The sequence below is a fragment of the Streptomyces sp. NPDC030991 genome, assembly GCF_055571235.1.
In genome coordinates this window covers 53,609-76,310 of sequence record NZ_JBVIFR010000028.1, presented here as the reverse complement: position 1 = coordinate 76,310, position 22,702 = coordinate 53,609, and the positions used below count along the sequence as shown (strand labels likewise).

Genomic DNA, 22,702 nt, shown 5'->3' with positions numbered 1-22,702 from the left:
CTCGGGGCGTTCAGCGTTCCCAGGGCTCCCCCACCCCAGGCGAGGAACTTTGAGCATCTCGAGACGTACGGTCATCCTTTCCGCGCTCGCTTCCGGAGCGGTTCTCGGTACGGCCGGCCCGGCCCTGGCCCGGGCGGCGGCGACCTCGCCCGCCGGTGACGTGGTCGGCAAGATCACCGTCGGCTACCAGGGCTGGTTCGCCTGCGTCGGTGACGGCGCCCCCATCAACAGCTGGTGGCACTACAGCCGCGACGCCTCCCGGCCTCCGTCCCCCGACAACACCACGCTCGTCTCCTGGCCCGACATGAGGGAGTACACCCGCGGTTACGCCTCGGCCTATCCGGCGCTCGGCGACGGCCGCCCGGCCACTCTCTTCTCCTCATGGGACCAGCAGACCGTCGACACCCATTTCCGGTGGATGCGGGAGTACGGCTGCGACACCGCGGCGCTTCAGCGGTTCAACCCGTTCGGGGCGGAGGGGCCCACCCGCGACGGCATGGCGCAGAAGGTCCGGCAGGCCGCGGAGGCGTACGGCCGCAAGTTCTACATCATGTACGACGTCACCAGCTGGACGTCCATGCAGTCGCAGATCAAGGACGACTGGACGTCGAAGATGAAGGCGCACACCGCCTCCGGGGCGTACGCCCGGCAGAACGGCAAACCCGTCGTCTGCATCTGGGGGTTCGGCTTCAGCGATCCGGGCCGCCCCTTCGAGCCCGGCCCCTGCAAGGACGTCGTGGACTGGTTCAAGGCGCAGGGGTGTTACGTGATCGGCGGCGTGCCCACGCACTGGCGTACCGGGACCGACGACTCGCGCCCGGGCTTCCTCGACGTGTACCGCTCGTTCGACATGATCTCGCCCTGGATGGTCGGCCGGATCGGGGACACCGCGGGGGCCGACCGCTTCCTGCGGGACCTCAACCAGCCCGACCTCGCCGACTGCGCCGCCCACGGCATCGACTACCAGCCCTGCGTCATACCCGGCGACCTCCAGTCCGGGCACCGGGCCCACGGCGACCTGATGTGGCGGCAGTTCTACAACCTCACGGGCATCGGCGTGCAGGGCTTCTACCTCTCGATGTTCGACGAGTTCAACGAGGGCAACCAGATCGCGAAGACCGCCGCGACAGCGGCCGATGTGCCCGCAGAATCCGGGATCCGCGCCCTCGACGAGGACGGCACCGCCTGCTCGTCCGACTACTACCTGCGCCTCACGGCGGACGGCGGGCGGATGCTCAAGGGCCAAATCGCCCTCACGCCCATCCGGCCCACGCCGCCCCTGTCCGGCACCACACCACCGCCGACGGGCGATCTGGCCCTGCGCCGCGCGGCGACAGCCAGCGGCTCCACGCAGACGTACGGCCCCGGCAACGCGGTGGACGGCGACCCCGCCACGTACTGGGAGAGCACGAACAACGCCTTCCCGCAGTGGATCCAGGTCGACCTCGGGACCCGGCAGCCGGTCAGACGCCTCGTCCTGACCCTGCCGCCGAACCCCGCCTGGGCCGCCCGCACCCAGACCCTCACGATCACCGGCAGCGTGGACGGCACGACCTTCTCCACGCTCGCCGGACCGGCGGGCCGCGTCTTCGACCCCGCCACGGGCAACAGCGTCACCCTCACTCTGCCGTCGGCCGTGAGCACCCAGTACGTCCGGATCCAGTTCACCGCCAACACGGGCTGGCCCGCCGGGCAGTTGTCCGGTCTCAGCGTGTACGCGGCTCTGTAGCGCGGGGGTTTGTAGCGCAGGGGTTTGTAGCGCAGGGGTTTGTAGCGCAGGGGTTTGTAGCGCAGGGGTTTGTAGCGCGGGGGTTTGTCATGCGGGGCCCGCCGGCTCCCCCGGAACGTCAGCGGGAGCCGGTGCGCTGCCTGTCCCGGCCAGGACGCGTGGTGCCCTCGATCCGGCGGTAGGTGGCGCTCCGTCTGCGTCCGAACGACGCGGCGCATCATCGCCGGGCCGGAGTCACCTGCTACCGGCGCGGGCCACGAGCAGCGGCTGGAAGAAGCCCGTGTCCGCCGGCGTCCGCCACTCCTGTCCGACGAACCCGGCCTCGGCCGCGACGCGGGACAGCCGGTCCCGGCCGACTGCCCAGTAAGTGGTGCGGCGGACCTGGACGCGCCATTCCCCGCCTGCCGGAAGAAGCTGGAAGTGCTCCAGGTCGTAGTGCTCGCCGTCGTCGTGCCAGTGCCAGAGCTGGAAGGTGACGGTCCGCCCCTCGCCGTCGACGCCGTCGACGCCCGGGTGGACCTGTGGAGGCGCCGAGGCCGGGCGGTCGCGCAGCAGGTCGTCGTAGGGGCGTGTGCTGACCAGCAGCAGGCCGTCGGGGCGCAGCACACGCCGCATCTCGGCCAGGGCGGTGTGCACGTCCTGTTCGGTCAGCAGGTGGGGCAGCGAGTTGTCGGCGCAGACAACGGCGTCGAACCGGCCGTCGGGAAACGGCAGACACCGCATGTCGGCGGCGGCCGTGCGCAGTCCCAGGCCCCGGCGGGCGGCCTCACGGGCGGCGCGGGCGGCGGCGCGCGGGCTGAGATCCGTGCCGGTGACGTGGTGCCCGTGCAGCGCCAGGCCGATGGCTTGCGTACCGATGCCGCAGGAGCAGTCGAGGACCGCCGCGTGCTCCTGGTCGATCAGGGCGTCCAGGGCGGCTCCCTGCCGCCGCGTGCTCGCGTCCCAGTCCGCGTAGATCAGGTGGTAGTCGTCGGCCAGTTCGTCGTAGAAGTGCGTCACCGATGGATCGGGCGCGGAGGTCGGTTCCACCAGAACTCCCGGCAGTTCAGGCCGATGAGAACCACAGCGGCTCACGCTGACCAGCCTAACGGCCGGTGTTTCGGCGCCACTTGCCGCGTCTCGATTCGCTGCGGCGGCATGCACCCCGTCAACGGCGATGCGTTTCGGCGGCCGGGTCGCATCCCTTCGCTCGAAGGCGACCATTTGCCATGCCCTCATACAGTGCGCGGGTACCGCTCAGGCGCAGCGGATCGCTTCGGGCGACCGCCTACGCGGACTCTCCGGCGAAGAAGCAGGAGGACCGGTAGTGCCTGTGCGGCCTATGGGCACCGCTGGGCGGCCGACGTCGAGGGCGGCCCGTCGACGGGCAGGGTCAGGACGTGCCGCCGAGGAGGAAGCCACCACCCGTGACGATGATCTCGGCGATCACGAGGATGTTCTCGTGGGTGCCGTAGCGGATCTGGAGGTCCTGGGAGACGAACGCGCGGCGGGCCCCCTGTCCTTCGTCCACGGTGCCACGGGCTTCGGGGTTACGGGCCAGCATCCCGATGGCACGGTCGATGACGCTGGCCTGGTCGTCGCTCAGGGCGCGGTACTCGTCGCGGGCCTGGATCGAGAGGACGGCTTCCAGGGCGGGGGGCGCTGCGTTCATGCCTGCGATTGTCGCAGACCGGTCGGGGCCGCGGCCGCGCCCCGCCCGCCTTCGCGCCGGACGCGACGGAATGTGCGCCAGGACCCCCGGCCCGTCCGCCGCGTTCTCCGGACGCTCGCGCGACGACGCGGGTCACAGGCACGAGCACGGAGGTGGCGTGGCCGCTGCCTCAGCCCAGCGACGCGCTCGCCGTCCGCAGCTCGTCCAGGGCCGCCAGCGTGTACTCGGCGAGTACGTCCGTGGCGTCGCGGTCACCCTCGGACCACCGGGCGAACCCTCGTTTGAACGCGAGGACACCCAGCTCTCCCGCGAGGGCCGCGGTCGCGTCGGGTACTCCGCGCGCGACCAGAGCCGTCGTCACCGCGGCCGCGAGGCCGACGCTCTTGAGGGCGTCGCGCTCCTGGAGTGCGGCACTGGCGGCGACGGCCGCCTTCAGACGGGGGGCCAGTTCGTGGTTCATGGGGCCCATCGCGCTCGACGCCCGTTCCAGACCGGCGGCGACCGCCTGGAGCGGGCTCGCGTCGCCGGGCGCCTCGGCGATCCCCTCGCTCAGCAGTCGGCTCAACGTCTCCTGTCCCGCCACCAGCAGCCCGCGCTTGTCGGGGAAGTGCCGGAAGAAGGTGCTCTTCGTGACTCCGGCGCGCTCGGCGATCTGCGCCACCGTCGTCTCGTCGTACCCCTGCTCGGTGAACAGGTCGACTGCGGCCACCACGAGGCGTTCGCGTGCGCCCGGTTCCCATCTGCCCATGAGGCCATCCTATGTGATGGGACTCTTGTCCCGTCACCCTGTTAGAGTGATGGGACAAGAGTCCCATCACATTCGGGAGACCTTCATGCGCGTCTTCATCACCGGTGGCACCGGCCTGATCGGTTCCGCCGTCGTCGCCGAACTGCTCGGCAACGGCCATACCGTCCTCGCACTCGCCCGCTCCGATGCGTCCGCCCGGACCGCCGAGGCGGCCGGCGCCGAACCGCTCCGAGGAGGTCTCGCCGACCTGGACGTCCTGCGCGCCGGCGTCGCCCGGACCGACGGGGTGATCCACCTGGCGTTCAGCAACGACTTCAGCAGCGCCGACGCCGTCGCGCGTGCCGTCGCCGAGGAAAGCGCTGCCCTGGCGGTTCTCGGCGAGGCACTGGTCGGCAGCGACCGTCCCTTCGTCACCGCCTCGGGCACCCCGTACGTGCCGGGCCGGGCCGCCACCGAGACCGACCCGCCGATGACCGACGGGCCGGTCGGCGGTCGTGGCCTCGCGGTCGCTGCGGCCCTGGACCTGGCCTCGCGCGGAGTGCGGAGCACGGCCGTCCGCCTGCCCCGCACCGTGCACAACCGAGGGGAGGGCGGGTTCGCCGGAATGCTGACCGGCATCGCCCGTGGAACCGGCGTGTCCGGCTACCCCGGCGACGGCACCCAGCGCTGGCCGGCCGTACACGCGCTCGACGCGGCCGTCCTCTTCCGGCTCGCCCTGGAACAGGCCCCGCCCGGCAGCTCCTGGCACGCCGTGGCCGACGAGGGAGACCCGGTCAGGGACATCGCCGCGGTCATCGGCCGACGCCTCGGTCTTCCGGTCGAGTCCGTGCCCGCGCAGACGTACGGCGCTCTCGGCCCGATCTTCGCGACCGACCAGCCCGCGACCAGCACCCACACCCGCCGGGCGCTCGGCTGGGAGCCGAAGCACCCCGGCCTTCTGGAGGACCTGGAGAACATTCAGCCCTGACCGGTGCGACCGGGACCACCGCTCCCGACACGACGTCCGTCGTTCGGGACCGCGTCACCGGTGCGGTGCCGGCGGCGGTGGGGAGGGCCAGGAGCGGGCCCCGCCGCGGCGGGGTGCGGCTCGGCGGTGTGGCCGTCCGCCGTCATCCGGGGCCTCGCCGGGCCGGACAGACAGTCCATCGGCCGGCAACCAGGCGTGGCTCACTGTTCCTTGTCGTTGTCGAACGCGTCCGTCGTCAGGCCCAGCGCGCCCGCCCGGAGCAGGAAGCGCTGGCGCAGCACGGCCGCCGCCTCGTGCTCGTCCACCTCTATCCCGAAGTGTTCCCGGCTCACGTGGACGACCTCCGCGACAAGCACCTGCTGCCCGCAGACGCCCTGTTCCCCAGCCGGGTCCGGCTCCGGCGCCGAACGGCGCCAGGCTCTCGAAATGGCTATGTCCGCCGCCGTCCGCACCTGCGCCTCACGGTGCGCCACGTGCACGGCCTGCGTCCGCCGGGCACGTCTGCGCTCGAAGTACCACCGCATCCCACACCCCCATCCACTCGCTCCGTGCACATCCGCTCGCGTCGTGCGACGCGGCTCGTACCTGCCCCTCGCCGCCCCGGTCGAGCGAGACCGAGGGCGAAGCACACGGTTCACTCAGCCTGCCCCCGAACCCCGGCACTGATGCCTCCAGCAGCACGGACCCCACCACACCCACCGAGCCGGTCACCACCTTCACGGCAGGGGCCGGCAACCCCCGGACGGCTACTCTCCTGTGGCCGGACGGCACCTGGCGCGGCGCCGGACCGACGGTTACGCCGCCGTTCGACCGGCGTCGGACCTACAGTCGAACGCATGGCACTCGCACGCGAAGAACGCGAACGTTTCCTGGCCGGCCCGCACGTCGCCACGCTGGGCGTGGCAGCGGGCCCCGACCGCGGCCCGTTGCTGGTTCCCCTCTGGTACGCGTACGAGGTCGGAGCCCTGCCGTGGATCCTCACCGGCGCGGACTCCCGCAAGATGCGGCTGATCAGGGCAGCGGGCCGCTTCAGCCTTTCGGTCCAGCGTACGGAGCCGACACCCCGGTACGTCACCGTGGAGGGGCCGGTCGCCGAAGTCGCGGAGGGGTCGGTCTCGTTGCACCGCGAGATGGCCGGCCGCTACCTCTCGGGGGACGCGCTGGACGCCTTCATGGCACGCGCGGAGGGGCAGTTGGCCGACCACGTCGTGGTCCGCATGCGGCCGGAGCACTGGCTCGGCGCCGACCTGGGCCCGGCGCCGGAGTGAACGGGGAGCGGCAGAACTCCCACGCCAACCCGGCTGCCCCGTCGTCGAGTTGCTCCCCGACCGCCGAGTCGGCCGGCCGGAACAGCGGCCCGATCGCGTTCAAGGTCGCGGGCGCCGAGCGGACGGCCGAGGTCCTGGCCGTACTCGACGAGGCCGCTGGGTGGCTCGGTGCCCGCGGGATCGCGCAGTGGCCCCCGCGTTTCGAGGCGGAGTGGGTCGCCGAGGCGATAGCGCGCGGCGAGACGTGGCTGGTCCACGTCGGAGAGAGGGTCGCGGGCACGATCACGCTGGACCGGGCCGATCCGCTGTGGGCCGATCTCGGCGGTTCCGCGGTCTACGTGCACCGGATGGCCGTGCGCCGCCGGGCCGCCGGGCTCGGGGACGTGATGCTGGACTGGGCGTCCGATACCGCGCACCTCCGCGGCGCCGCCGCCCTGCGGCTGGACTGCGTGAGTTCCAATGAGCGGCTGCGGGCCTACTACGAGGCCCGGGGGTTCGTGCACCGCGGTGATGTGACGGTGGGCGGCGCCCCGGGGCAGCGGCTCGGTGAGGGCCCTGTCACCTGGGTGAGCCGGTACGAACTCGCCCTGTCCGCCGATTGATCGACGGCCGGGCACGCCGGCCGGGCCCCCGGGGGGGGCGTCCTGGCCGCCACCAGTGACGTAGAGCGGCGCCCGGTTCGCCCGGCCAGGTGAACCCCGCTCCTCGGGGAATAGCGGGCCGGACGCGCTGTTGATCACACCATGACTTCACAGGCGAACGAGGCATTCGGGCGGATCGGTATCTGGAGCAGCGCTCTGAACGTGGAGCGGGCGAGTACCGACGCGGACAGGGCCGCCATCGCGGAAGCGGTCGCCGAGATCGAGGAGTTGGGGTACGGCACGCTCTGGCTGGGTGGCAGCCCCTCCCCGGACGCCGCCGCGGCCGTCCTCGCCGCCGGCCGCACGATCACCGTGGCCACCGGCATCCTGAGCATCTGGGACCACACCGCCGAGGCGGTGGCGGAGCGGATCGCGGCCATGCCCGCGGGCGAACGCGACCGGTTCGTCCTCGGTCTCGGCGTCAGCCACGGACCGATGGTGGCGCGGTACGCGAAGCCCTACAGCGCCATGGTGGAGTACCTGGACGCGCTCGACGCCGCCGAGCCGCCCGTGGGCGGCGGACGCCGCGTCCTCGCGGCGCTGGGCCCCAAGATGCTCCGGCTCGCCTCCCACCGCGCCCTCGGGGCCCACCCGTACCTGGTCACCGCGGAGCACACGGCCCAGGCACGCCAGGCGCTCGGCGCCGACGCGCTGCTCGCACCGGAATTGTCCGTGGTGCTGGACACCGACCTCGACCGGGCCCGCACCACCGCGCGCTCCATGCTGCGGCGCTATCTGCAACTCCCCAACTACACCGACAACTTGCTGCGGTCGGGCTTCGCCGAGAGCGACTTCGAAGGCGGCGGCAGCGTACGGCTTCTCGACGCCCTGTTCGCCCTGGGCGACGCCGAGCAGGTGAAGACGCGGGCGCAGGAGTACCTGGACGCCGGTGCCGACCACATCGCGCTCCAGGTGCTCACCCCGGCCGAGGACGGTGCCGCTCTGCCGCGTGCCCAGTGGCGCGTCCTCGCCGAAGCCTTCGCCGACCGGCTGTAGGAGAGGCGGCCGCGGCTGGGGATCGTGCGCGGGCAACCGGTGTCGCCGGGCGTGATTTTGCCGGACCGGCAACGTGTGTGGCGGAATCGGCAGCCGTTGGGCCACGGTGGGGTCATGGCTGACAACATCACCGCGGGAGCTCCCGCGTCCGGCACCCCTTCGTCCGGCGGCGAGTACGCCGGGGACCCCGCGGTACGCGCGGAGTGGGACAGTCGCTACGCCGAGCGGCAGCAGTTGTGGAGCGGCCGCCCCAACGGTGCGCTCGTGGCCGAGACCGCCGGGCTCACACCCGGCCGCGTGCTCGACGTCGGCTGCGGTGAGGGCGCGGACGCCATCTGGCTCGCGCGCGGCGGCTGGGACGTGACGGCCCTGGAGGTCTCGGGCGTCGCACTGGAACGGGCGACAGGGCACGCCAGGGACGCCGGCGTCGCCGTTCGCTGGGTCCACGCCGCGCTCACGGAGGCGGCGCTCCCGCCCGCCTCCTTCGACCTGGTCTCCGCCCAGTACCCGGCCCTGCTGCGCACCCCCGGCGCCGCGGCCGAACGAGCGCTGCTCGGGGCCGTCGCGCCGGGCGGTGTACTGCTGCTCGTGCACCACGCGGGGATGGACACCCAGCAGGGCCACGACGAGAGCGGCTTCGACCCGGCCGACTACGTGTGGCCCTCGATGGTCGCCGCTCTCCTCGACGACGACTGGGTGGTGGAGGTGGACGAGCAGCGGCCCCGCGTGGCCCCCGAGGGCGGCGCGGGCGCACACCACACCGACGACGTGGTGCTGCGGGCGCGACGCCTGCGCTGAGCCTCCTCCGCTCCCGCCGGCCCCGGCGACGGCGGCGCGCGCGCCTCGGTCGCCCCGTGTGAGCGGGCAGTCCGCCGGCCGGCACACGTCCTCGCCGCTGGGCACTCCACCGCCCCCATTTGCCGCGTCCCAAGAGTGGTAGTTGTCCCCGGCGGCGGTGAGAGCGAAGGCCGACGCCGGGGACAGGTGATGGTGGGCCGGTGGATCAGATGACAGACGCCGGGTTCTTCACTCGCAGGTTCGGGGCGCCCCCGCGCGAGGACACCCCCGCCGTGGTGCTCGTGCACGGGCTCGGGCTCTCCGGCCGGTACTTCGTGCCCCTCGCGCGGCGGCTCGCCGTGCACGGGGCGGCCGTGCTCGTGCCCGATCTGCCGGGCAACGCGCGGTCCCGGGCCGCCGTCGGCCGTGCGCCCGATGTCGGGCAACTCGCCGTGGCCCTGGCGCACTTGCACCGGCGGCTCGCTCTGGCGCCGAGTCTGCTGGTGGCCAACTCGGTCGGCTGTCAGGTGGCCGCCGCCCTCGCCGCCCGCGACCCGTTCATGGTGAGCCGGATGGTGCTGGTCGGGCCGGCCCTCGATCCCGGTGCCTCGGGCTTGCGCCAGTTCGGCAGGCTGCTCCGTGACGTACCCCGTGAACCCCTCCGCCTGCTCTCCACGGCCGCGGCGGACTACCTGCTCACCGGCCCGCTGCGCTGTGCCGCTTCGTTCCGCCACGCCCTGCGGGACGCGGCCGTGTCGTTCGAGGCGAACCTGGCGCAGGTCCGCGTACCGACGCTCGTCGTACGCGGGGCGGGCGACCCCATCGCGTCCCGTGCCTGGAGCGGGCGCGTGGCACGCCTGACCGGCGGACGCACGGCCGAGATCCCGGGCGCGGCACACGCGGCCCACTACAGCGCGCCGGACGCCCTGGCCGCGCTGGTCCAGGGGTTCGCGGCGGACGAGTCGGAGGGACCCGCGTGATGTCGTCCACACCCACAGGACCCGCCCGGTCGGGGCGCGGCGAACGGTTCTCGCCCTGGCTGCGTCTGCTGCCGGGCATCTCCCCGAAGCGCCGCGGATTCGTGCTGGCCTGGTGGGGGTTCACACTCACCTTCGGCGGGATGCGCCTGCTGACGTGGCTCATCCACATCGACGCGGCCGGAGTCGGTGACATGAGCGCCGGCGGAGTGCACATCCACCACTACGTGTGGGGCATCCTCCTGCTCATGGTGGTCGGCGCGGCGGGCCTGGCCGAGCGTTCGGCGCGCGCCCGCGCCTGGATGGGGCTGGCCTACGGGGTGGGTCTGGCCCTCGTCATCGACGAGGCGGCCCTGCTGATCAGCCTCGAAGACGTGTACTGGGACACCGAGGGCGGGCTCAGTATCGCCATCGCCATCGCTGTGATCGCCGTCGCGGGGAGCGTCCTGGCGGTCACGCGAGGGCGCCGCGCCTCCAGAGACGACAAGGACGACGGAGACGCCCGAGACGCCGGAGACGACACCAAGAACGGCGGAGATGGCGGAGACGGCGAGGGCGACAGGGCCGACGTCCCGGGCTGACATCACCCTGCCCGCGCCCCGCGCCCGCCGCCTCCGCTCTCCCGCCGTTCCCCTCCCCCGCCCGGGACTTCAGGCAGCCGCGTCCCCGGTCGCGTGCAGTGTCCGGCGGACAGCGTCGCGGAGCCAGTGGTGGCCACCGTCGGCCGCGTGGCGGGGGTGCCATGCCATGCCGATGGTCAGGGGCGGCAGGGGCAGGGGGATGTCGAGCAGGCGAAGGCCCAGGGCGGTCGCGACGTCGGTGAGCGGGGAGGGAGCGGCGCCGGGGAGCGCGGTGGGGAGCGCGGTGGGGATGAGACAGACGGTGTCGCTGCGGGCGGCGAGCGTCATCGCGGCCATGTGACTGGGCAGGACGACCGAGACGCGCCGACGGAGGTTCCGCTCGGCCAGGGCGGTGTCCAGGGGCCCGGTGAATCGGCCGCGGCGGCTCACCACCACGTGTTCGGCGGCGGCGAGCCGCTCCGGGGTCAGGGGCTGTTCGGTGAGGGGGTGGCCGGGCCGTACGGCCGCCGCCATCCGGAGTGTGACCAGTTCTTCGACCCGGGTCTCGGGGTCGGCGTGGTCGATGGAGCCGATCTCCAGGTCGATGCGGCCGTCGCGGAGGGCCGGTCCGGCTTCCAGTTCCTCGGCCCGGAACCGCAACGAGACACCGGGCGCCTCCTGTCGCGCCAGGCCCAGCATGCCGGGGGCCAGCGCCGCGCCGAGCAGATCGGCCGTCTGGAGGGTGAAGGTCGCGCGCAGGGCGGCCGGATCGACGCCGGTGCCGGGGGCGAGCAGTGCTCCGAGGCGGCGCACCACCGAGGCCGTCTCCTCGCGCAGGGCCTCGGCACGGGGGGTCGCCACCATGGTCTGGCCCGCCCGCACGAGGAGAGGGTCTTGGAGGACGCGTCGCAGACGGGCGAGCGTGCGGCTCATGGCGGCGGGTGACGTGTGCAGGCGGGCGGCGGCACGCGTGACGCTCTGTTCGGCCAGCAAGGCGTCCAGGGCGACGGCCAGATTGGCGTCGATGACCGGCTCGGGGCTGCTGCTCATAGGCGTTATTCCATTTCAGGCAATGATCCCGTGCTGAAGTTCCCATTGTGGCAACACCGGGGTTCTCCGCAGGATGGGGGTCGTTCCGAACCCGCACAACCCACGAGGTTTTCATGATCGTCATTACTGCTCCCACCGGGAACATCGGCCGCCGCCTGCTGCCGCTGCTCCTGGACGCCGCCCCCTCTCTCGACGAGCAGGTGCGGGTGGTCGTACGCGACCCCGCCCGGCTCTCCGACGCGGTGCGCGAACGCGTCGAGGTGATCACCGGTTCGCACGGCGACGCCGAGACCGTCGACCGGGCCTTCGCGGGCGCCGACGCCGTGTTCTGGCTCGTCCCCCCGGACTCCTCCCGGACCCCGGATGACGCCTACCGCGGTTTCACCCGGCCCGCCGCGAAGGCCCTCGTCACCCATGGCGTCGGGCATGTCGTCGGCGTCTCCGCGCTCGGCCACGGCACTCCGGTCGCCGACCGCGCAGGTCTCGTCACCGCGTCCCTCGCCATGGACGGCCTCCTCGCCGACACGGGCGTGGCCTACCGGGCCCTGGCCAACCCGTCCTTCTTCGAGAACCTTCTGGAGGACGCCGACGCGATCCGGGAGACGGGTGTCTTCAGCGACGCCATCGACGCCGGCCGCAAGACTCCCCTGGTCTCGGTCGCCGACATCGCCGCCATCGCCGCCGGGCTGCTGCTGGACCGCTCCTGGTCCGGCAGTGACCGCGTCCCGGTCCCCGGGCCTGAGGACCTCTCGCCCGACGACCTCGCCCGCATCATGACCGAGGAGCTCGGCCGCCCGGTCCGCTATGTACGCCAGCCCCTCGACGAGCTGTACACCAGCCTCGTCGGCTACGGCCTCGACGAGGCGTTCGTCCAGGGCATCGTCGACATGAAGCGGGCCAAGAACGAAGGTCTCGACACCCTCCCCGCGGACATCGCCCGCACCCACGGCGCCACCACGTTCCGGGACTGGTGCGCCCGGACCCTCAAGCCGGCGATCGTCTCCTGAACCCCACAGTCTCCTGAACCCCACAGATCTGTGAACCCGCGCACCCCCGAACCCCGTACTCCGGAGGCACCCGTCATGTCCACCGAGCGCACCGCACCGCCGGTCACCGCGTTCATGCTCATCAAGACCACTCCTGAGTGGCTTGCCATGACCCCCCAGGAACGAGTGGACGCTTTCACCTCGCAGGTCGTCCCCGCCGTCAAGGCGCGGACGACCGGCGTCCGCTCACGCTTCTACGACACGGAGTTCTACTCCACCCGCGTCACCGACGTCTGGGTCTGGGAGGCCGACGACCACGACGCCTACCAGCTGCTCATCGACGTCCTGCGGGAAACACCGTTCTGGGACCGCTACTTCACGGTCGTCGACCTCCTCGTCGGCACCGAGAACGGCTACGCCCGCACCTACGGCCTCGACGCGGTCACCGCCATCAGTACCTGACACACCAGCGCCCGCGCCGCGACGCCGATATGTCTCAGCAGGCCGCCACAAGGTCGGCGAGCAGCCCTGACGGGTCGTGCAGGACGCGCGCGCCGTCGGTGACGACGCGGCGCGTCCCGGGGTCGACGGGGGCGGTGGCCGCCCAGGAGGGCGAGCCGATGCCGAGTTCGACATGGAGGCCGGACTCGGTGGCATGGCGGCGCTCGGTGATCTCCCCGAACGACTGGGCGCGCACGAGCTCCCCGAGACCGAGCTCCGCGACCCAGGTGTCGTCGTGGAGGTACTGGGCCTCGTCCGTGGTGAGCAGGATGAGGTCGACATCGGAGTCGGGGCCCGCGGCGTCGCGTGCGTACGAGCCGACGAGGAGCAGGCCCGCGATGTCGACCCGGTGGGATGCCCACCGGGTGGCACGGGTGAGAAACGCCTCGGCCTCTGCGACGCGCTCCGGTGAGGCGGTGGGCCCGCCGCTGGACTGATCGCGCTGCGGCATACAGCAGAACCTCCATGTCCGGGGACCGGGTGGAACCGGGGGCGACCCAGCTACCTGGTGACCATAGCCGGGCCGTTCCCCGCCCCGTCACCGCGGCCTCCGGGGCCGGTCGGATCCCGCGCGCGAGCGCATACTGACGGTATGGGCAACAAATCGCCGCGTCATGAGCCGGATGCCCGGCATCAGGACGAACGCGACCGGTCCGCGGACCGGCGTGACACGCTCGCCGACCAGCGGGACCGACGAGCGCAGAGCCGTGACGCCCGGGCCGACGAGCGCGAGCTGCTCGCCGACGAGCGGGAACAGCGCCTCGACGAGCTCGAAGGAAGACTGGACGGGTACGCCCGGGGGACCCACACGCCGACCGCCACCCCGCGTCGACGGTCCTACGAGGCGCTGGAGCGCTCCCGGGCCGGTCTGCGCAACGACGCCGCCGAGCTGGATCGCAGTGCCGCCGCCCTGCGCCGGTCGGACGCGAACGACGAGCACGAACAGCACGTCACCGACACCGAGGTGGAGCGTACGGAGCGGACGATCGGGGCCGAGGAGCCCCAGGAACCGCCCGCCCCGGACACCACCGACGCGTGAACTCCGCCGACGCGTGAACCCCGCCGGGTCGGCGGCCGCCGTCTCCCCTCTCAGCTCACCCTTGGCCTGAGCAGCGTGATCTTCGATGCGCCCTGTTCGGTGACGTACAGGGTGCCCTTGGCCGTGTCCTCCGTGACGTCCAGCGGCTGCTGGAATCCGGTGAACCCGGTGACGCCCACCGTGGGCGCCGACAGCTTCCCCTGGGCGTCGACCCCGAAGACCTCGATGTCCTGGCCGCTGCTGTAACGGACCACGAGGAGCTTGCCCTTGAGCGCGCCGGCGAAGGCGTCGCCGCGGTACTCGACGACACCGTCGGCTGAGGCGTGCAGGCCGGCGTCGTACATGCCCGCCGCGTCCAGGTTGCGGTCGGGCTGGGTCCCCACCGGGTAGGCGGTGACCTCGAAGGGGCTGGTGCCGGACGTGGGGTTGCCGCCGGCCAGCACCCACTCGCAGCGCGCCGGGTTCGGGTGCCCGTAGTAGCGGTTCTTCTTCACGTCGAAGACGTAGTCGGTCTCCGCCACGGGGTTGGACGTGATCCCCGGGACGGTCGGGCCGGTGTAGGCGCCGGCCGTCGCCGCGTCGGCCCGGCGGGTACAGGCGGCGGGCAGCGACGCGGGCGTAGCGGGTGTGTTGCCGCCGGCCGCGGAGCCGTTGGTGGGTGTGTAGAGGTGGCCGTTGGTGTGCCACACCAGGTCATAGGCGTTGCGTACGCCGGTCGCGTAGAGGGTCAGCGGCGCGCCGGCGGCGAAGGGGTTGTACGTCCCCGGGCTCTCGGTCCGCACGTCGACGGCGCCGGACGCCGGGAGCTCGGCGGGGTCGAGGCGCAGCACCGCCGCGTTCAGGAGGTGCTCGGGGCGGTTGCCCCAGGTCGGGTCGGCGGCTCCCATGGCGTTGTTGGCGCCCTGGGTCACGTAGAGGGCGCCGTCGGGTCCGAAGGCGAGGGAGTTGGTCTCGTGGTCCTTTACGGACCGGGGCAGGTGGCTGATCACCTCGGTGTACGTGGTGAGGCCGGGGCCGCTCAGCCTGGCGATGCTGCTGGACCAGTCGGGCTCGTTCGGGGTGCCTCCGGCGTACATGGTGTTGGAGGTGATCCACAGGACGGGGGCGGCCGCCGTGGAGGCGGGGTCGAACGCCATCCCGATGACGGAGCGGTTGGGCGCCCCCGGCAGGCCGCGGGCCGTCGCGTCGGTGCGTACGGTGGAGATCGTCTCCGCGCCGCTGAGGGTGCCGTCGGCGGCGATGGCGTACCGCATGATGTAACCGTCGAGGGTGGACGCGTACAGCTTGCCGTCGGGCCCCTTCACCACCGAGGCGAAGTTCCTGCCCGTCGCGGACGTGGCCACCTTGTCGAACGCGACGGTGCCGCCGCCGCTGCCCGCGCCGGTGGTGAACACCGAGCTCCACGGGGTGAAGGTCCGTCCGTCCAGGTCGTGGGCGCCGCTGGTGACCGTGAAGCGGTAGCGGGTGTTCGCCTTGAGTCCGGTCGTCGGGGACAGGTTGATGACGTCGCCGCCGCCGCTGGTGATCACGTGCGCGGGGACGGCGGTGCCGGTCGCCGACTCCCTGAGGGTGACCGTGCCGGACGTGAGGGTCGCGGCGTCGACGCCGGGCCCCACCAGCCGCAGGTCCGCCACGACGCTGCCGGTCGGTGCCGCTCCGGTCGCGGTGTTGGCCGGGGTCACCGTCCTGATCTCCGGGTGGGCGGCGGAGTCGGCGAGCGGCGCGACGGTCACGTAGGCGATCTTCGTGTTGGTGCCGCCGAGCGGGCTGATCGTCAGCCGCCCGTCGGCGACGGTCGGTTGCACGGTCCTGGTCTGGTACTTGGTGGTGGTCGTGGGGACGAACCCGTCGACCGCGTTCTGGTTCTCGACCTGGAGCGCGTGGGCGCTGTCCAGGCTCGTCGCGTCGCCCACGGCGACCGTCACCGTGTAGGTGCCGTCGGGTACGGCCATCTCCCACCGGCCCGGTGTCCTCACCCCGGCCGAGGAGGCGGGAAGCTGCATGTGCACGAAGGTGGCGAGCAGCCGGTCGGGTTCGGCGGTGCCCCTGTCCCGGCCGTTGCCCGTCAGGTCGAGCGGGGTGGTGTTGGTGAGCCCCGTCCAGCCGTAGCTGAGTCCGGTGCCCTGGTTCGCGCCGGTGCGGGCGCCGAAGGGCTGGCCGTGGTCGAGTGCGTAGCCGCTCACGGGCACGGTGGACGCCGTACCGAAGTCGATCTTCGCCGAGAAGGTGGTGTCCGCTCGTGCCTGCGTGGGGGCCGCCAGTGCGACACCCATGAGAGAGAGGGCGAGCAGCGAGCCCGCTGTGCGGGGTGAGCGCCTGCTTCTTCGGCACCCACGTCTTCGAAAGCCCAGTAAGGTCACGGTCTTCTCCTGACTTCTCCTGCGGCGACGGGAACAGCCGATGGCTGCCCCGCGCCTCGCGGTCCAAGCGACGGGCGGATCAGGGGCCGCCCGCAGCACAGCCGCCCCCTTTCCGAGGGGCGGCTGTGATCTGCGGGGTTGCGGTGAACCTTCGGTTCCGCACGGGCAGATGGAGCGCCGGGGGCACGCCATCTGTGTGCGCGTCCCCTACTGACCGGGTATCAGTCCGTCTCCGCTCCGGGGCCGCCGTGCGGGCCCGTGCCTACCTCTTCTTGCGGTGGGTGGTCCTGGCCTGGCCCTGGTGGATGGTGGCGCGGGTCTCCTCCGCCTGCGCGCGGATGGCCTTCTGGACCGGTGCGGGCAGGCCCTTGGCCCGGAACGTGTCGACCATCTTGTTGAGCACGGCGTCCGCTTCCAGGAGGTTCCCGTCCTTGGCGTGGACTTTCGCGAGGCGGCGCATCGCCCTGTTGAGGGTGATGTTGTCGAGGCCCTCGTCGCCGGTGGAGGCGTTGATGGCGGCGCTGAGCTGCTGGACGCTCTCCTTGATGTCGGGTTCGCGGACGACGAGCCGGCCGCCTTGGATGTGCTGGAAGTGGCGCCCGGCGTTGGCGCCGCGGGCCAGGCGGGCGTGCGCGGCCAGCGGGTGGTCGCCGTACTGCTCGATGACCTCCTGCAAGGCGTCGTTGCCGCCCTGGAGCTGTGGCGCGTCGGATCCGAGGAACGTCAGCAGCTGCCCTTGGTCGTCGCCGAGCAGCAGCTCGCCGATGCGCTGGTCGGCGGCGGCGAGCGGCGCGCGGACCCGGATGGTGCGCGGGGCGGTGACCACGCGCGATCCGTCGGGGGCCTGGTAGGCGGCGGTCACCTTGTACAGGCCGGGCTCGCTGAAGTAGAGCCCGTCGGCGCCGTATCCGAGGTACACGCTGGTGTAGACGGCCGGTGCCTCGGCGGTGAGCGCGCTGGTTTCGTGCCCGCAGGTGCGGGTGAGGGGCCTGAAGACGCGGCTCTGCCCGTAGGGGTCGGTGATCGCTACGGTGACGTAGCCGCCGGCGGGGTCCAGGTCGGGCGCCACGACGATCCGCTCACGGTCGGCGGCGCGGCCCAGTTTGAGCTGCGCGACGACCGGCTCGCCGTAGGCGAAGGCGGCCTGTCCCGCCAGTTCCAGGGTGAGTCCTGACTCGTCGGTGAGGGGCGGCGCGACCAGTTCCAGCGACGGCCGCTCCTTCGCGGCGCCGGACGTGAAGTTGCTGCCGCCCGGGATCACGTTGCGGTAGTAGCCGTGGCGCAGGTGCCGGAGCTCGTCGTCGGTGAAGCTGAACGGGAAGGCGCGGAAGAACGCGGCGGTCCGCTCGTCCTCGGGTGCGCTGGGGTCTCCGTCGTAGAGGTGCGGGTACGACATCCACGACAGGTCGCCGTAGCGCCCCTTGGGGCCCAGCGGCGCGGGCGGGTCCGCCGAGTCCTTGCCGAACGAGTGCATCAGGTTGTAGGCGTGGCCGAGTTCGTGGACGTAGGTGTGCAGCTCGTCGTTGGTCCCGGCGACGTTGTACTTCGAGAAGACCGCGATGCCCTGTCGTTGCAGGCCGATGGCGTCGAACATGACGCCCGCCACGCCGTTGCCGTCGGAGTAGTCGCGGGCGACGAGGGTCCACAGCTTCCACTGCGGTACCTCGCGGTACCCGCTGAAGTTCGCCACCATCGCCGCGTGCAGTTCGGCCTTGGACCACAGCAGGTCGGCGCCGGATCCGGTGGTGTCCAGGACGGTGCGGGTCCCGGCGGTGCGCATCTCCACGCCCGCCTCACCGAACGAGGAGGCCACGGTGAGCACCCGGTTCACGAATCCGGGCGGGGTGGCGGCCTTGGACGTGTCGTAGCTGACGAGCTCGGCCTCACCGACCACCGTGTCGACCTCGTAGTCCACCGTGCGGAAGTAGGCGGACGCCTTGGGCAGGTCGTACCAGATGGCGCTGTAGTAGGAGTTGGCGTCCTCCAGGGTCAGCCACGCGGCCGTCCGCGCGGGCTGTCCGGCGGCGGTCAGATTGATCAGGATGCGCGCCTGGGTGACCTCCGGTGACGACGTGGCCCAGGTGAGTCCCTTGCCCACGACCACCACGTAGTTGTCGGTCCACTGCACCTCCACCGCGCTGGAGCGGAAGGAGTTGGCGTAGGTCGTGCTCTGGCCCGACACCGAGAAGAGATCCCCGCTGATCGTGGAGAGCGTGCCGACCCCGTCGACGTCGATCCGTGCTTCGACGTTCTGACCCGCGTTGGTGGCCCGGTAGGTCCCGGACAGGGGGAGGTACTGCGTCGTGCAGGTCGCCGGGAGCTTGCCGAGCCCCGCCGTCAGCGAGGTGAGCGTGCCCGACTTCTCCACGCCGGTGCGCCAGTTGAGGACGACCCCCTTGGTTCCCTTGACGAGCAGCGAGCGGCGTACGCCGGCGGCGAGCGGCAGTTCGACGACGTGATCGAGGTCGGAGCGGAAGTCGGCCGGGAGCTGGGCCCATCCCGGCGCGTCCGCGTCCGGGCCCTCGGTGATGAGCACGTCGCGTTCGACGGCGACGGCGGTCGCGCCCCCGTTGTAGGTGAGGACGCGGCTGCCCTTGAAGACGTAGGTGCGCCATTCGCCCGACGCGGAGCTGGGGGCCTGGAGCAGGGCGTCGACGTTGTGCTGCCACTCGGCGGGCAGCCAGCCGCGCATGACCAGTGGTTCGCGCTTCACCACACCGGTGCCGACGCGGTACCGCAGGCTGTCCGAGCCGGTGATGAAGAGGTACTGGGCGGCCCCGTCCGTGTGGGCGGGCAGGCGGAGTACGGCCTGCGGGTACAGCCGGAAGTCCTGGTACTGCGCCTGTCGCAGCTCGGTGAACTGTGCTCCGTACGCGTCGTAGGTCGCCGTGTCGAACAGCAGCGCCGATTCGCTGATGCCCGCGGCCGTGCCCGGCCGCAGGAACATCGCGGACCACCCCTGTGGGGTCGGGCAGGCCACCGCACAGCGGAACCCCGTGGATTTGTGCCTGAGGAACGCCATGAGCGTCCCCTCTCTGAAAATGTCGCGGCTTCAAGCACGCGAACGCCAGGCCCTCACCTCAGCACCGAGGCGCTCATTCCCCCAGGTTCGCTACCGGCCGTCCCGGGTTGCTCCGGCACGCCGGTCAGCGAACGCTCGGCCGGGCCGGTTCGGGTACCGATGGAGCGGATGCGGCCCACCTCCCCCGGCCGTACCCGGCGCCGTCCGCATCCGACCGGATCTGCTCGGAGCCGAAGGGGACACATACCGCAGGGCGCCCTCCCGTCCCGTCCGTCGGCGCCGACGAGTGCCCGGCGTCCGGAAAGCGGGCGGCCACCCGGCCGGACTTGGCGGGTGCGCCCGAATCGGCCATGGTCGACACCGCTCCCCGGCGGCCGGCACGTTTCACCGCCGCCGATCCCGGTCACCCGCCACGGGCCTGCCCCCGCACACCGGACGGGCGGGAGCCACCGCGGACGTAGGAGAAGAGAAGGGACGGCGTTCACCATGACTACGGCACGAGAGATCATGACCGGTGGTGCACAGTGCATCGGGGCCCACGACAGCGCACTGGACGCGGCCCGCAAGCTCAAGGAGCTCCAGGTGGGCGCGCTGCCCATCTGCGGGGACGACAACCGGCTGGTCGGCGTGGTGACCGACCGCGACATCGTCGTCAAGGTCCTGGGGTTCGGGCTCGACCCGGCCGAGGTGGAGACCGGCACGCTCGCACAGGGCGAGGCCGTCACCATCGGAGCGGACGACGACGCGGACGAGATCTTCGCGACCATGACCCGGCACAAGGTCCGCAGGCTTCCCGTGATCGACGGCGCCACCCTCGTCGGTATGGTCGCCCTCGCGGACGCCGCCCGCGCTCTCAAGGACCCTGACGCGGGACGTCTGGTGGAGGCGCTCTCCACCGACTGACCGCGTCCACCGACCCCATCCACCGCGAAGCGGCGGCGCGTCCGGCGCCGCCGCTTCGGCGTGTCCAGGGCCGTGGCACCGACGTGTCCGGGGCGCCCTTCGTCGGCAGCCGAACTTGAGCCCGATTTCGGTCATTGTGCGGTGAGAGGCAAGAATGTCGCCCAGGACGACGCGCAGGGGGTGCGCGCGGCCGGATCCGCCACAGGGCGAGACAAGGGCAGGGGTGGGCATCGGTGACCGGGAGGGAACTGGAGTTCGGCACGTTGTTGCGGCAGTTCCGGCTGGACGCCTACATGACGATGAAAGGTCTCTCCGAGGCCTCGGGGGTGAGCGTCAGAGGCATCGGCGATCTGGAGCGGGGGCGGCGCGCGGCGCCGCAGCGCCGGACAGTGGCCGCTCTGGCCGCCGGTCTCCGGCTGGACGAGGAGCGCGGCGAACAGCTTCTCGCCGCCGCGCGAAGAGCGGCCCCCGACACCGCTGGATCCGTCGCCGTACGCACCTTCCCCCGCGGGATCAACGACTTCGTCGGCCGCGAGGAGGAGCTGGCCCGGCTCATGGCGCTGGCGTCGGAGGAGGCGCCGGGTGCGGGTACGGGCGCCGAGGAGCAGCGGCCCGTCGTCGTGACCGTGTCGGGTCCGCCCGGCGCGGGCAAGACCACGCTCGTGCTGCACTCGGCGCAGGAGCTGGCGGATCGCTTCCCCGGGGGCCGCATGGTCCTGGATCTGCGCGGCATGGACGAGACCCCGGCCTCGACGGCCGAGCTGATGCTGAGCGTGTGCAAGGCCTTCAGCGTCGCGGACCAGGAACTCGCGACGGTGGGACCGCAGGGGCACGCCGCGTTGTACAGGGATCTCCTCTCCCGCAGACGCTGCCTGCTGGTGCTCGACAACGCCCGGGACGAGGAGCAGGTGCGGCAACTGCTGCCGGAGCACGGGCGGGCCGTGGTGATGGTGACCAGCCGGCGCATGCTCACCGGTCTGCCCGGTGCGCACCGGGTCGTGCTCGGGGAGCTGCCTCCTGACGACGCGGTCGCGTTCCTCACCGCCATGATCGGGGCGCGCCGCGCGTCCGCCGAGCCCTCGGCGCTGCGTGACGTGGCACAGCGGTGCGGGTACCTTCCGCTCGCCCTGCGGGTGGCGGGGAGCTGGCTGGCGACCCGGACCGGCTGGACCGTGCGCAGGCTGGCCGACCGGCTCGCCGTGGCGGAGCGCAGGCTCGACGCCCTGGTCGCGGGTGACCGGCGGGTGTCGGCCGCGTTCGACCTCTCCTACCGTCAGCTCACCCCTGACGCGGCGCGCCTGTTCAGGCGCCTTGCGCTGGTGCCCGGGCCCGACGCCGGGTCGGCCTGCGCCGCGCAGCTGGTCGGAAAGGATCTCGTTTCGGCCGCGGACATCCTGGAGGAACTGGTCGAGACGGGTCTGCTCGGTACCCACGGGAACCGCTTCAAGCTGCACGACCTGCTCCGCCTGTACGCGCAGCTGCGGCTGGAGGCCGACGAGGACAGGGAGGAGACGCGGAAGGTCCGGGCCGATCTGTACCGCTGGCTGCTGGAGACCACGGTCGTCGCCGGCCGCTGGTTCGAGCCGGACCATGGCGCGCCTTCCGCAAAGTGGCGGGGGCTGGTGGACCTCTCCTCCGCCGACCTGGCCCATGACTGGCTCCGGACGCAGCGGGTGAACTGGCTGGCCGCTCTGCACGCGGCGGCGGCGGAGGGCGATCACGCGCTGGTGGTGGAGGTGGCGGAGTCGCTGCACTGGTTCTCCGACCAGTGGATCTTCTGGGGGCACTGGTCGGAGGTGTTCCGCACGGCCGCGAGCAGCGCCAAAGCACTGGGGGACAAGGTCGCGCAGGCGACGCAGCTCAACTACTACGCCTGGGCCGTTCTCGTCTGCGAGAGCCGGCCGGCCGCGAGTCTTCCCCTGTCCACGCGGGCACTGGCGATCGCGGTGGAGGCCGGTGACGTCGACCAGCAGGCATGGGCGCACCATTACCGCGCGTGGGCCTACCGGAAGCTGGAGCGCTCCGGTGAGGCCGCACACCACTGCAACCGCGCGGCGGATCTGTTCGCGCTGGCGGGCGACCTGCACGGCAGCCTCCAGGCGCACCACGCCCGGTCAGTGAACCTGCTGGTGGACGGGGACGGCGAGGCGGCCCTCGCCTCGTACCGGCACACCCGTGCCTTCCTCGACGAGGCCGGCGACCGGATCGAGCCGCACATCGCCGCGACGGCGCGCATCGGCATCCTCTCCGGGACCGGCAGGAGCCTCGCTCTGCTGGGGCGGTGGGACGAGGCGGTCACCTGCCTGCGGAAAGCGGTGCGGCTGTGCGAGGACTTCGGCAACCACTCGGTGATGATGAGCATCCACCTCGTCCATCTGGGACGCACACTCATAGCCGCCGGCCGGCCGGACGAGGCGCGGGAGGCGTTCCGCGCCTGCCTCGACCTCGGCTCCGACGCCGACCCCAACCGCGTCGAGGAGTCACGCGCGCAGGTGGCCCGGCTGGAGCGCACGGCGACGCGGTGAGG

At 72.2% G+C, this 22,702-nt stretch carries 21 protein-coding genes; 13 read left to right on the top strand and 8 right to left on the bottom strand.

Annotated features, from left to right (window positions below; genetic code table 11):
- The first annotated feature begins 49 nt into the window (after positions 1-49).
- Positions 50-1,729, top strand: coding sequence for a glycoside hydrolase family 99 protein (locus ACZ45E_RS35345; RefSeq protein WP_468229226.1), 1,680 nt, complete (start codon positions 50-52; stop codon positions 1,727-1,729).
- Positions 1,730-1,963: 234 nt separating this feature from the next.
- Here the strand turns inward: ACZ45E_RS35345 and ACZ45E_RS35340 are convergent, their stop codons facing one another.
- The 3 genes from ACZ45E_RS35340 to ACZ45E_RS35330 form a co-directional block, all read right to left on the bottom strand.
- Positions 1,964-2,761, bottom strand: coding sequence for a class I SAM-dependent methyltransferase (locus ACZ45E_RS35340; RefSeq protein WP_468229272.1), 798 nt, complete (start codon positions 2,759-2,761; stop codon positions 1,964-1,966).
- Between the two features lie 340 nt (positions 2,762-3,101).
- Complete coding sequence (locus tag ACZ45E_RS35335; protein ID WP_468229224.1) at positions 3,102-3,380, bottom strand: hypothetical protein; 279 nt, start codon at positions 3,378-3,380, stop codon at positions 3,102-3,104.
- A gap of 169 nt (positions 3,381-3,549) precedes the next feature.
- Positions 3,550-4,128 (bottom strand): TetR/AcrR family transcriptional regulator, encoded by a 579-nt coding sequence (locus tag ACZ45E_RS35330; RefSeq protein WP_468229221.1) that lies wholly within the window; start codon positions 4,126-4,128, stop codon positions 3,550-3,552.
- An 85-nt stretch (positions 4,129-4,213) separates the two neighbouring features.
- On the opposite strand from ACZ45E_RS35330, the gene ACZ45E_RS35325 reads away from it, so the two are divergent.
- Positions 4,214-5,095 (top strand): SDR family oxidoreductase, encoded by an 882-nt coding sequence (locus tag ACZ45E_RS35325; protein ID WP_468229218.1) that lies wholly within the window; start codon positions 4,214-4,216, stop codon positions 5,093-5,095.
- 200 nt (positions 5,096-5,295) lie between these two features.
- Here ACZ45E_RS35325 and ACZ45E_RS35320 read toward each other — a convergent pair whose 3' ends face one another.
- Entirely contained in the window at positions 5,296-5,619 is a 324-nt protein-coding gene (locus ACZ45E_RS35320; RefSeq protein WP_468229215.1) for a hypothetical protein, read from the bottom strand.
- A 312-nt stretch (positions 5,620-5,931) separates the two neighbouring features.
- On the opposite strand from ACZ45E_RS35320, the gene ACZ45E_RS35315 reads away from it, so the two are divergent.
- The 6 genes from ACZ45E_RS35315 to ACZ45E_RS35290 all read left to right on the top strand — a co-directional run bounded on the left by ACZ45E_RS35315 (position 5,932) and on the right by ACZ45E_RS35290 (position 10,335).
- Entirely contained in the window at positions 5,932-6,363 is a 432-nt protein-coding gene (locus tag ACZ45E_RS35315; RefSeq protein ID WP_468229212.1) for a pyridoxamine 5'-phosphate oxidase family protein, read from the top strand.
- Positions 6,360-6,965 carry a GNAT family N-acetyltransferase gene (locus ACZ45E_RS35310; RefSeq protein ID WP_468229209.1) on the top strand — a complete coding sequence of 202 codons (606 nt, stop codon included), beginning with the start codon at positions 6,360-6,362 and terminating at the stop codon, positions 6,963-6,965. The genes ACZ45E_RS35315 and ACZ45E_RS35310 overlap by 4 nt, the downstream gene beginning before the upstream one ends.
- 141 nt (positions 6,966-7,106) lie before the next feature.
- Complete coding sequence (locus ACZ45E_RS35305; RefSeq protein ID WP_468229207.1) at positions 7,107-8,000, top strand: TIGR03620 family F420-dependent LLM class oxidoreductase; 894 nt, start codon at positions 7,107-7,109, stop codon at positions 7,998-8,000.
- A 114-nt stretch (positions 8,001-8,114) separates the two neighbouring features.
- A complete protein-coding gene (locus ACZ45E_RS35300) occupies positions 8,115-8,798 on the top strand; it encodes a class I SAM-dependent methyltransferase (RefSeq protein WP_468229205.1) in 684 nt (227 codons plus the stop codon).
- Positions 8,799-9,007: 209 nt separating this feature from the next.
- Positions 9,008-9,757, top strand: coding sequence for an alpha/beta fold hydrolase (locus ACZ45E_RS35295; protein ID WP_468229270.1), 750 nt, complete (start codon positions 9,008-9,010; stop codon positions 9,755-9,757).
- Positions 9,757-10,335, top strand: coding sequence for a hypothetical protein (locus tag ACZ45E_RS35290; protein ID WP_468229202.1), 579 nt, complete (start codon positions 9,757-9,759; stop codon positions 10,333-10,335). Before ACZ45E_RS35295 ends, ACZ45E_RS35290 begins: the two co-directional genes overlap by 1 nt.
- Before the next feature lie 69 nt (positions 10,336-10,404).
- Here ACZ45E_RS35290 and ACZ45E_RS35285 read toward each other — a convergent pair whose 3' ends face one another.
- The gene (locus ACZ45E_RS35285; RefSeq protein ID WP_468229199.1) at positions 10,405-11,364 is read right to left on the bottom strand and encodes a LysR family transcriptional regulator; all 960 of its coding nucleotides are present in this window, start codon (positions 11,362-11,364) and stop codon (positions 10,405-10,407) included.
- Between the two features lie 113 nt (positions 11,365-11,477).
- Here ACZ45E_RS35285 and ACZ45E_RS35280 point away from each other — a divergent pair, with 113 nt between their 5' ends.
- Both ACZ45E_RS35280 and ACZ45E_RS35275 read left to right on the top strand, forming a co-directional pair.
- Entirely contained in the window at positions 11,478-12,371 is an 894-nt protein-coding gene (locus ACZ45E_RS35280) for an NAD(P)H-binding protein (protein WP_468229197.1), read from the top strand.
- 75 nt (positions 12,372-12,446) lie between these two features.
- Complete coding sequence (locus ACZ45E_RS35275) at positions 12,447-12,812, top strand: darcynin family protein (RefSeq protein WP_468229194.1); 366 nt, start codon at positions 12,447-12,449, stop codon at positions 12,810-12,812.
- A 34-nt stretch (positions 12,813-12,846) separates the two neighbouring features.
- Here ACZ45E_RS35275 and ACZ45E_RS35270 read toward each other — a convergent pair whose 3' ends face one another.
- On the bottom strand, positions 12,847-13,302 hold the full coding sequence (locus ACZ45E_RS35270; RefSeq protein ID WP_468229191.1) for a nucleotidyltransferase domain-containing protein: 456 nt from the start codon (positions 13,300-13,302) through the stop codon (positions 12,847-12,849).
- Positions 13,303-13,443: 141 nt separating this feature from the next.
- On the opposite strand from ACZ45E_RS35270, the gene ACZ45E_RS35265 reads away from it, so the two are divergent.
- Positions 13,444-13,890 carry a hypothetical protein gene (locus tag ACZ45E_RS35265; protein ID WP_468229188.1) on the top strand — a complete coding sequence of 149 codons (447 nt, stop codon included), beginning with the start codon at positions 13,444-13,446 and terminating at the stop codon, positions 13,888-13,890.
- Between the two features lie 50 nt (positions 13,891-13,940).
- Here the strand turns inward: ACZ45E_RS35265 and ACZ45E_RS35260 are convergent, their stop codons facing one another.
- The gene (locus tag ACZ45E_RS35260; RefSeq protein WP_468229185.1) at positions 13,941-16,163 is read right to left on the bottom strand and encodes a PQQ-dependent sugar dehydrogenase; all 2,223 of its coding nucleotides are present in this window, start codon (positions 16,161-16,163) and stop codon (positions 13,941-13,943) included.
- A gap of 349 nt (positions 16,164-16,512) precedes the next feature.
- The gene (locus tag ACZ45E_RS35255; protein ID WP_468229182.1) at positions 16,513-19,272 is read right to left on the bottom strand and encodes a hypothetical protein; all 2,760 of its coding nucleotides are present in this window, start codon (positions 19,270-19,272) and stop codon (positions 16,513-16,515) included.
- Between the two features lie 486 nt (positions 19,273-19,758).
- Here ACZ45E_RS35255 and ACZ45E_RS35250 point away from each other — a divergent pair, with 486 nt between their 5' ends.
- The gene (locus ACZ45E_RS35250; protein ID WP_468229179.1) at positions 19,759-20,175 is read left to right on the top strand and encodes a CBS domain-containing protein; all 417 of its coding nucleotides are present in this window, start codon (positions 19,759-19,761) and stop codon (positions 20,173-20,175) included.
- Positions 20,176-20,408: 233 nt separating this feature from the next.
- Positions 20,409-22,700: an ATP-binding protein gene (locus ACZ45E_RS35245; protein ID WP_468229177.1), complete on the top strand. Its 2,292-nt coding sequence runs from the start codon at positions 20,409-20,411 to the stop codon at positions 22,698-22,700.
- The last annotated feature ends 2 nt before the right edge of the window (positions 22,701-22,702 follow it).

Bases quoted from the DNA above. Each gene is read 5' to 3' on its own strand.
- ACZ45E_RS35320 (WP_468229215.1), bottom strand. From the start codon at position 5,619: ATGCGGTGGTACTTCGAGCGCAGACGTGCCCGGCGGACGCAGGCCGTG.
- ACZ45E_RS35335 (WP_468229224.1), bottom strand. From the start codon at position 3,380: ATGAACGCAGCGCCCCCCGCCCTGGAAGCCGTCCTCTCGATCCAGGCC.
- ACZ45E_RS35290 (WP_468229202.1), top strand. From the start codon at position 9,757: ATGTCGTCCACACCCACAGGACCCGCCCGGTCGGGGCGCGGCGAACGG.
- ACZ45E_RS35330 (WP_468229221.1), bottom strand. From the start codon at position 4,128: ATGGGCAGATGGGAACCGGGCGCACGCGAACGCCTCGTGGTGGCCGCA.
- ACZ45E_RS35280 (WP_468229197.1), top strand. From the start codon at position 11,478: ATGATCGTCATTACTGCTCCCACCGGGAACATCGGCCGCCGCCTGCTG.
- ACZ45E_RS35305 (WP_468229207.1), top strand. From the start codon at position 7,107: ATGACTTCACAGGCGAACGAGGCATTCGGGCGGATCGGTATCTGGAGC.
- ACZ45E_RS35260 (WP_468229185.1), bottom strand. From the start codon at position 16,163: ATGGGTGTCGCACTGGCGGCCCCCACGCAGGCACGAGCGGACACCACC.
- ACZ45E_RS35300 (WP_468229205.1), top strand. From the start codon at position 8,115: ATGGCTGACAACATCACCGCGGGAGCTCCCGCGTCCGGCACCCCTTCG.
- ACZ45E_RS35275 (WP_468229194.1), top strand. From the start codon at position 12,447: ATGTCCACCGAGCGCACCGCACCGCCGGTCACCGCGTTCATGCTCATC.
- ACZ45E_RS35295 (WP_468229270.1), top strand. From the start codon at position 9,008: ATGACAGACGCCGGGTTCTTCACTCGCAGGTTCGGGGCGCCCCCGCGC.
- ACZ45E_RS35270 (WP_468229191.1), bottom strand. From the start codon at position 13,302: ATGCCGCAGCGCGATCAGTCCAGCGGCGGGCCCACCGCCTCACCGGAG.
- ACZ45E_RS35255 (WP_468229182.1), bottom strand. From the start codon at position 19,272: ATGGCGTTCCTCAGGCACAAATCCACGGGGTTCCGCTGTGCGGTGGCC.
- ACZ45E_RS35315 (WP_468229212.1), top strand. From the start codon at position 5,932: ATGGCACTCGCACGCGAAGAACGCGAACGTTTCCTGGCCGGCCCGCAC.
- ACZ45E_RS35265 (WP_468229188.1), top strand. From the start codon at position 13,444: ATGGGCAACAAATCGCCGCGTCATGAGCCGGATGCCCGGCATCAGGAC.
- ACZ45E_RS35325 (WP_468229218.1), top strand. From the start codon at position 4,214: ATGCGCGTCTTCATCACCGGTGGCACCGGCCTGATCGGTTCCGCCGTC.
- ACZ45E_RS35250 (WP_468229179.1), top strand. From the start codon at position 19,759: ATGACTACGGCACGAGAGATCATGACCGGTGGTGCACAGTGCATCGGG.
- ACZ45E_RS35285 (WP_468229199.1), bottom strand. From the start codon at position 11,364: ATGAGCAGCAGCCCCGAGCCGGTCATCGACGCCAATCTGGCCGTCGCC.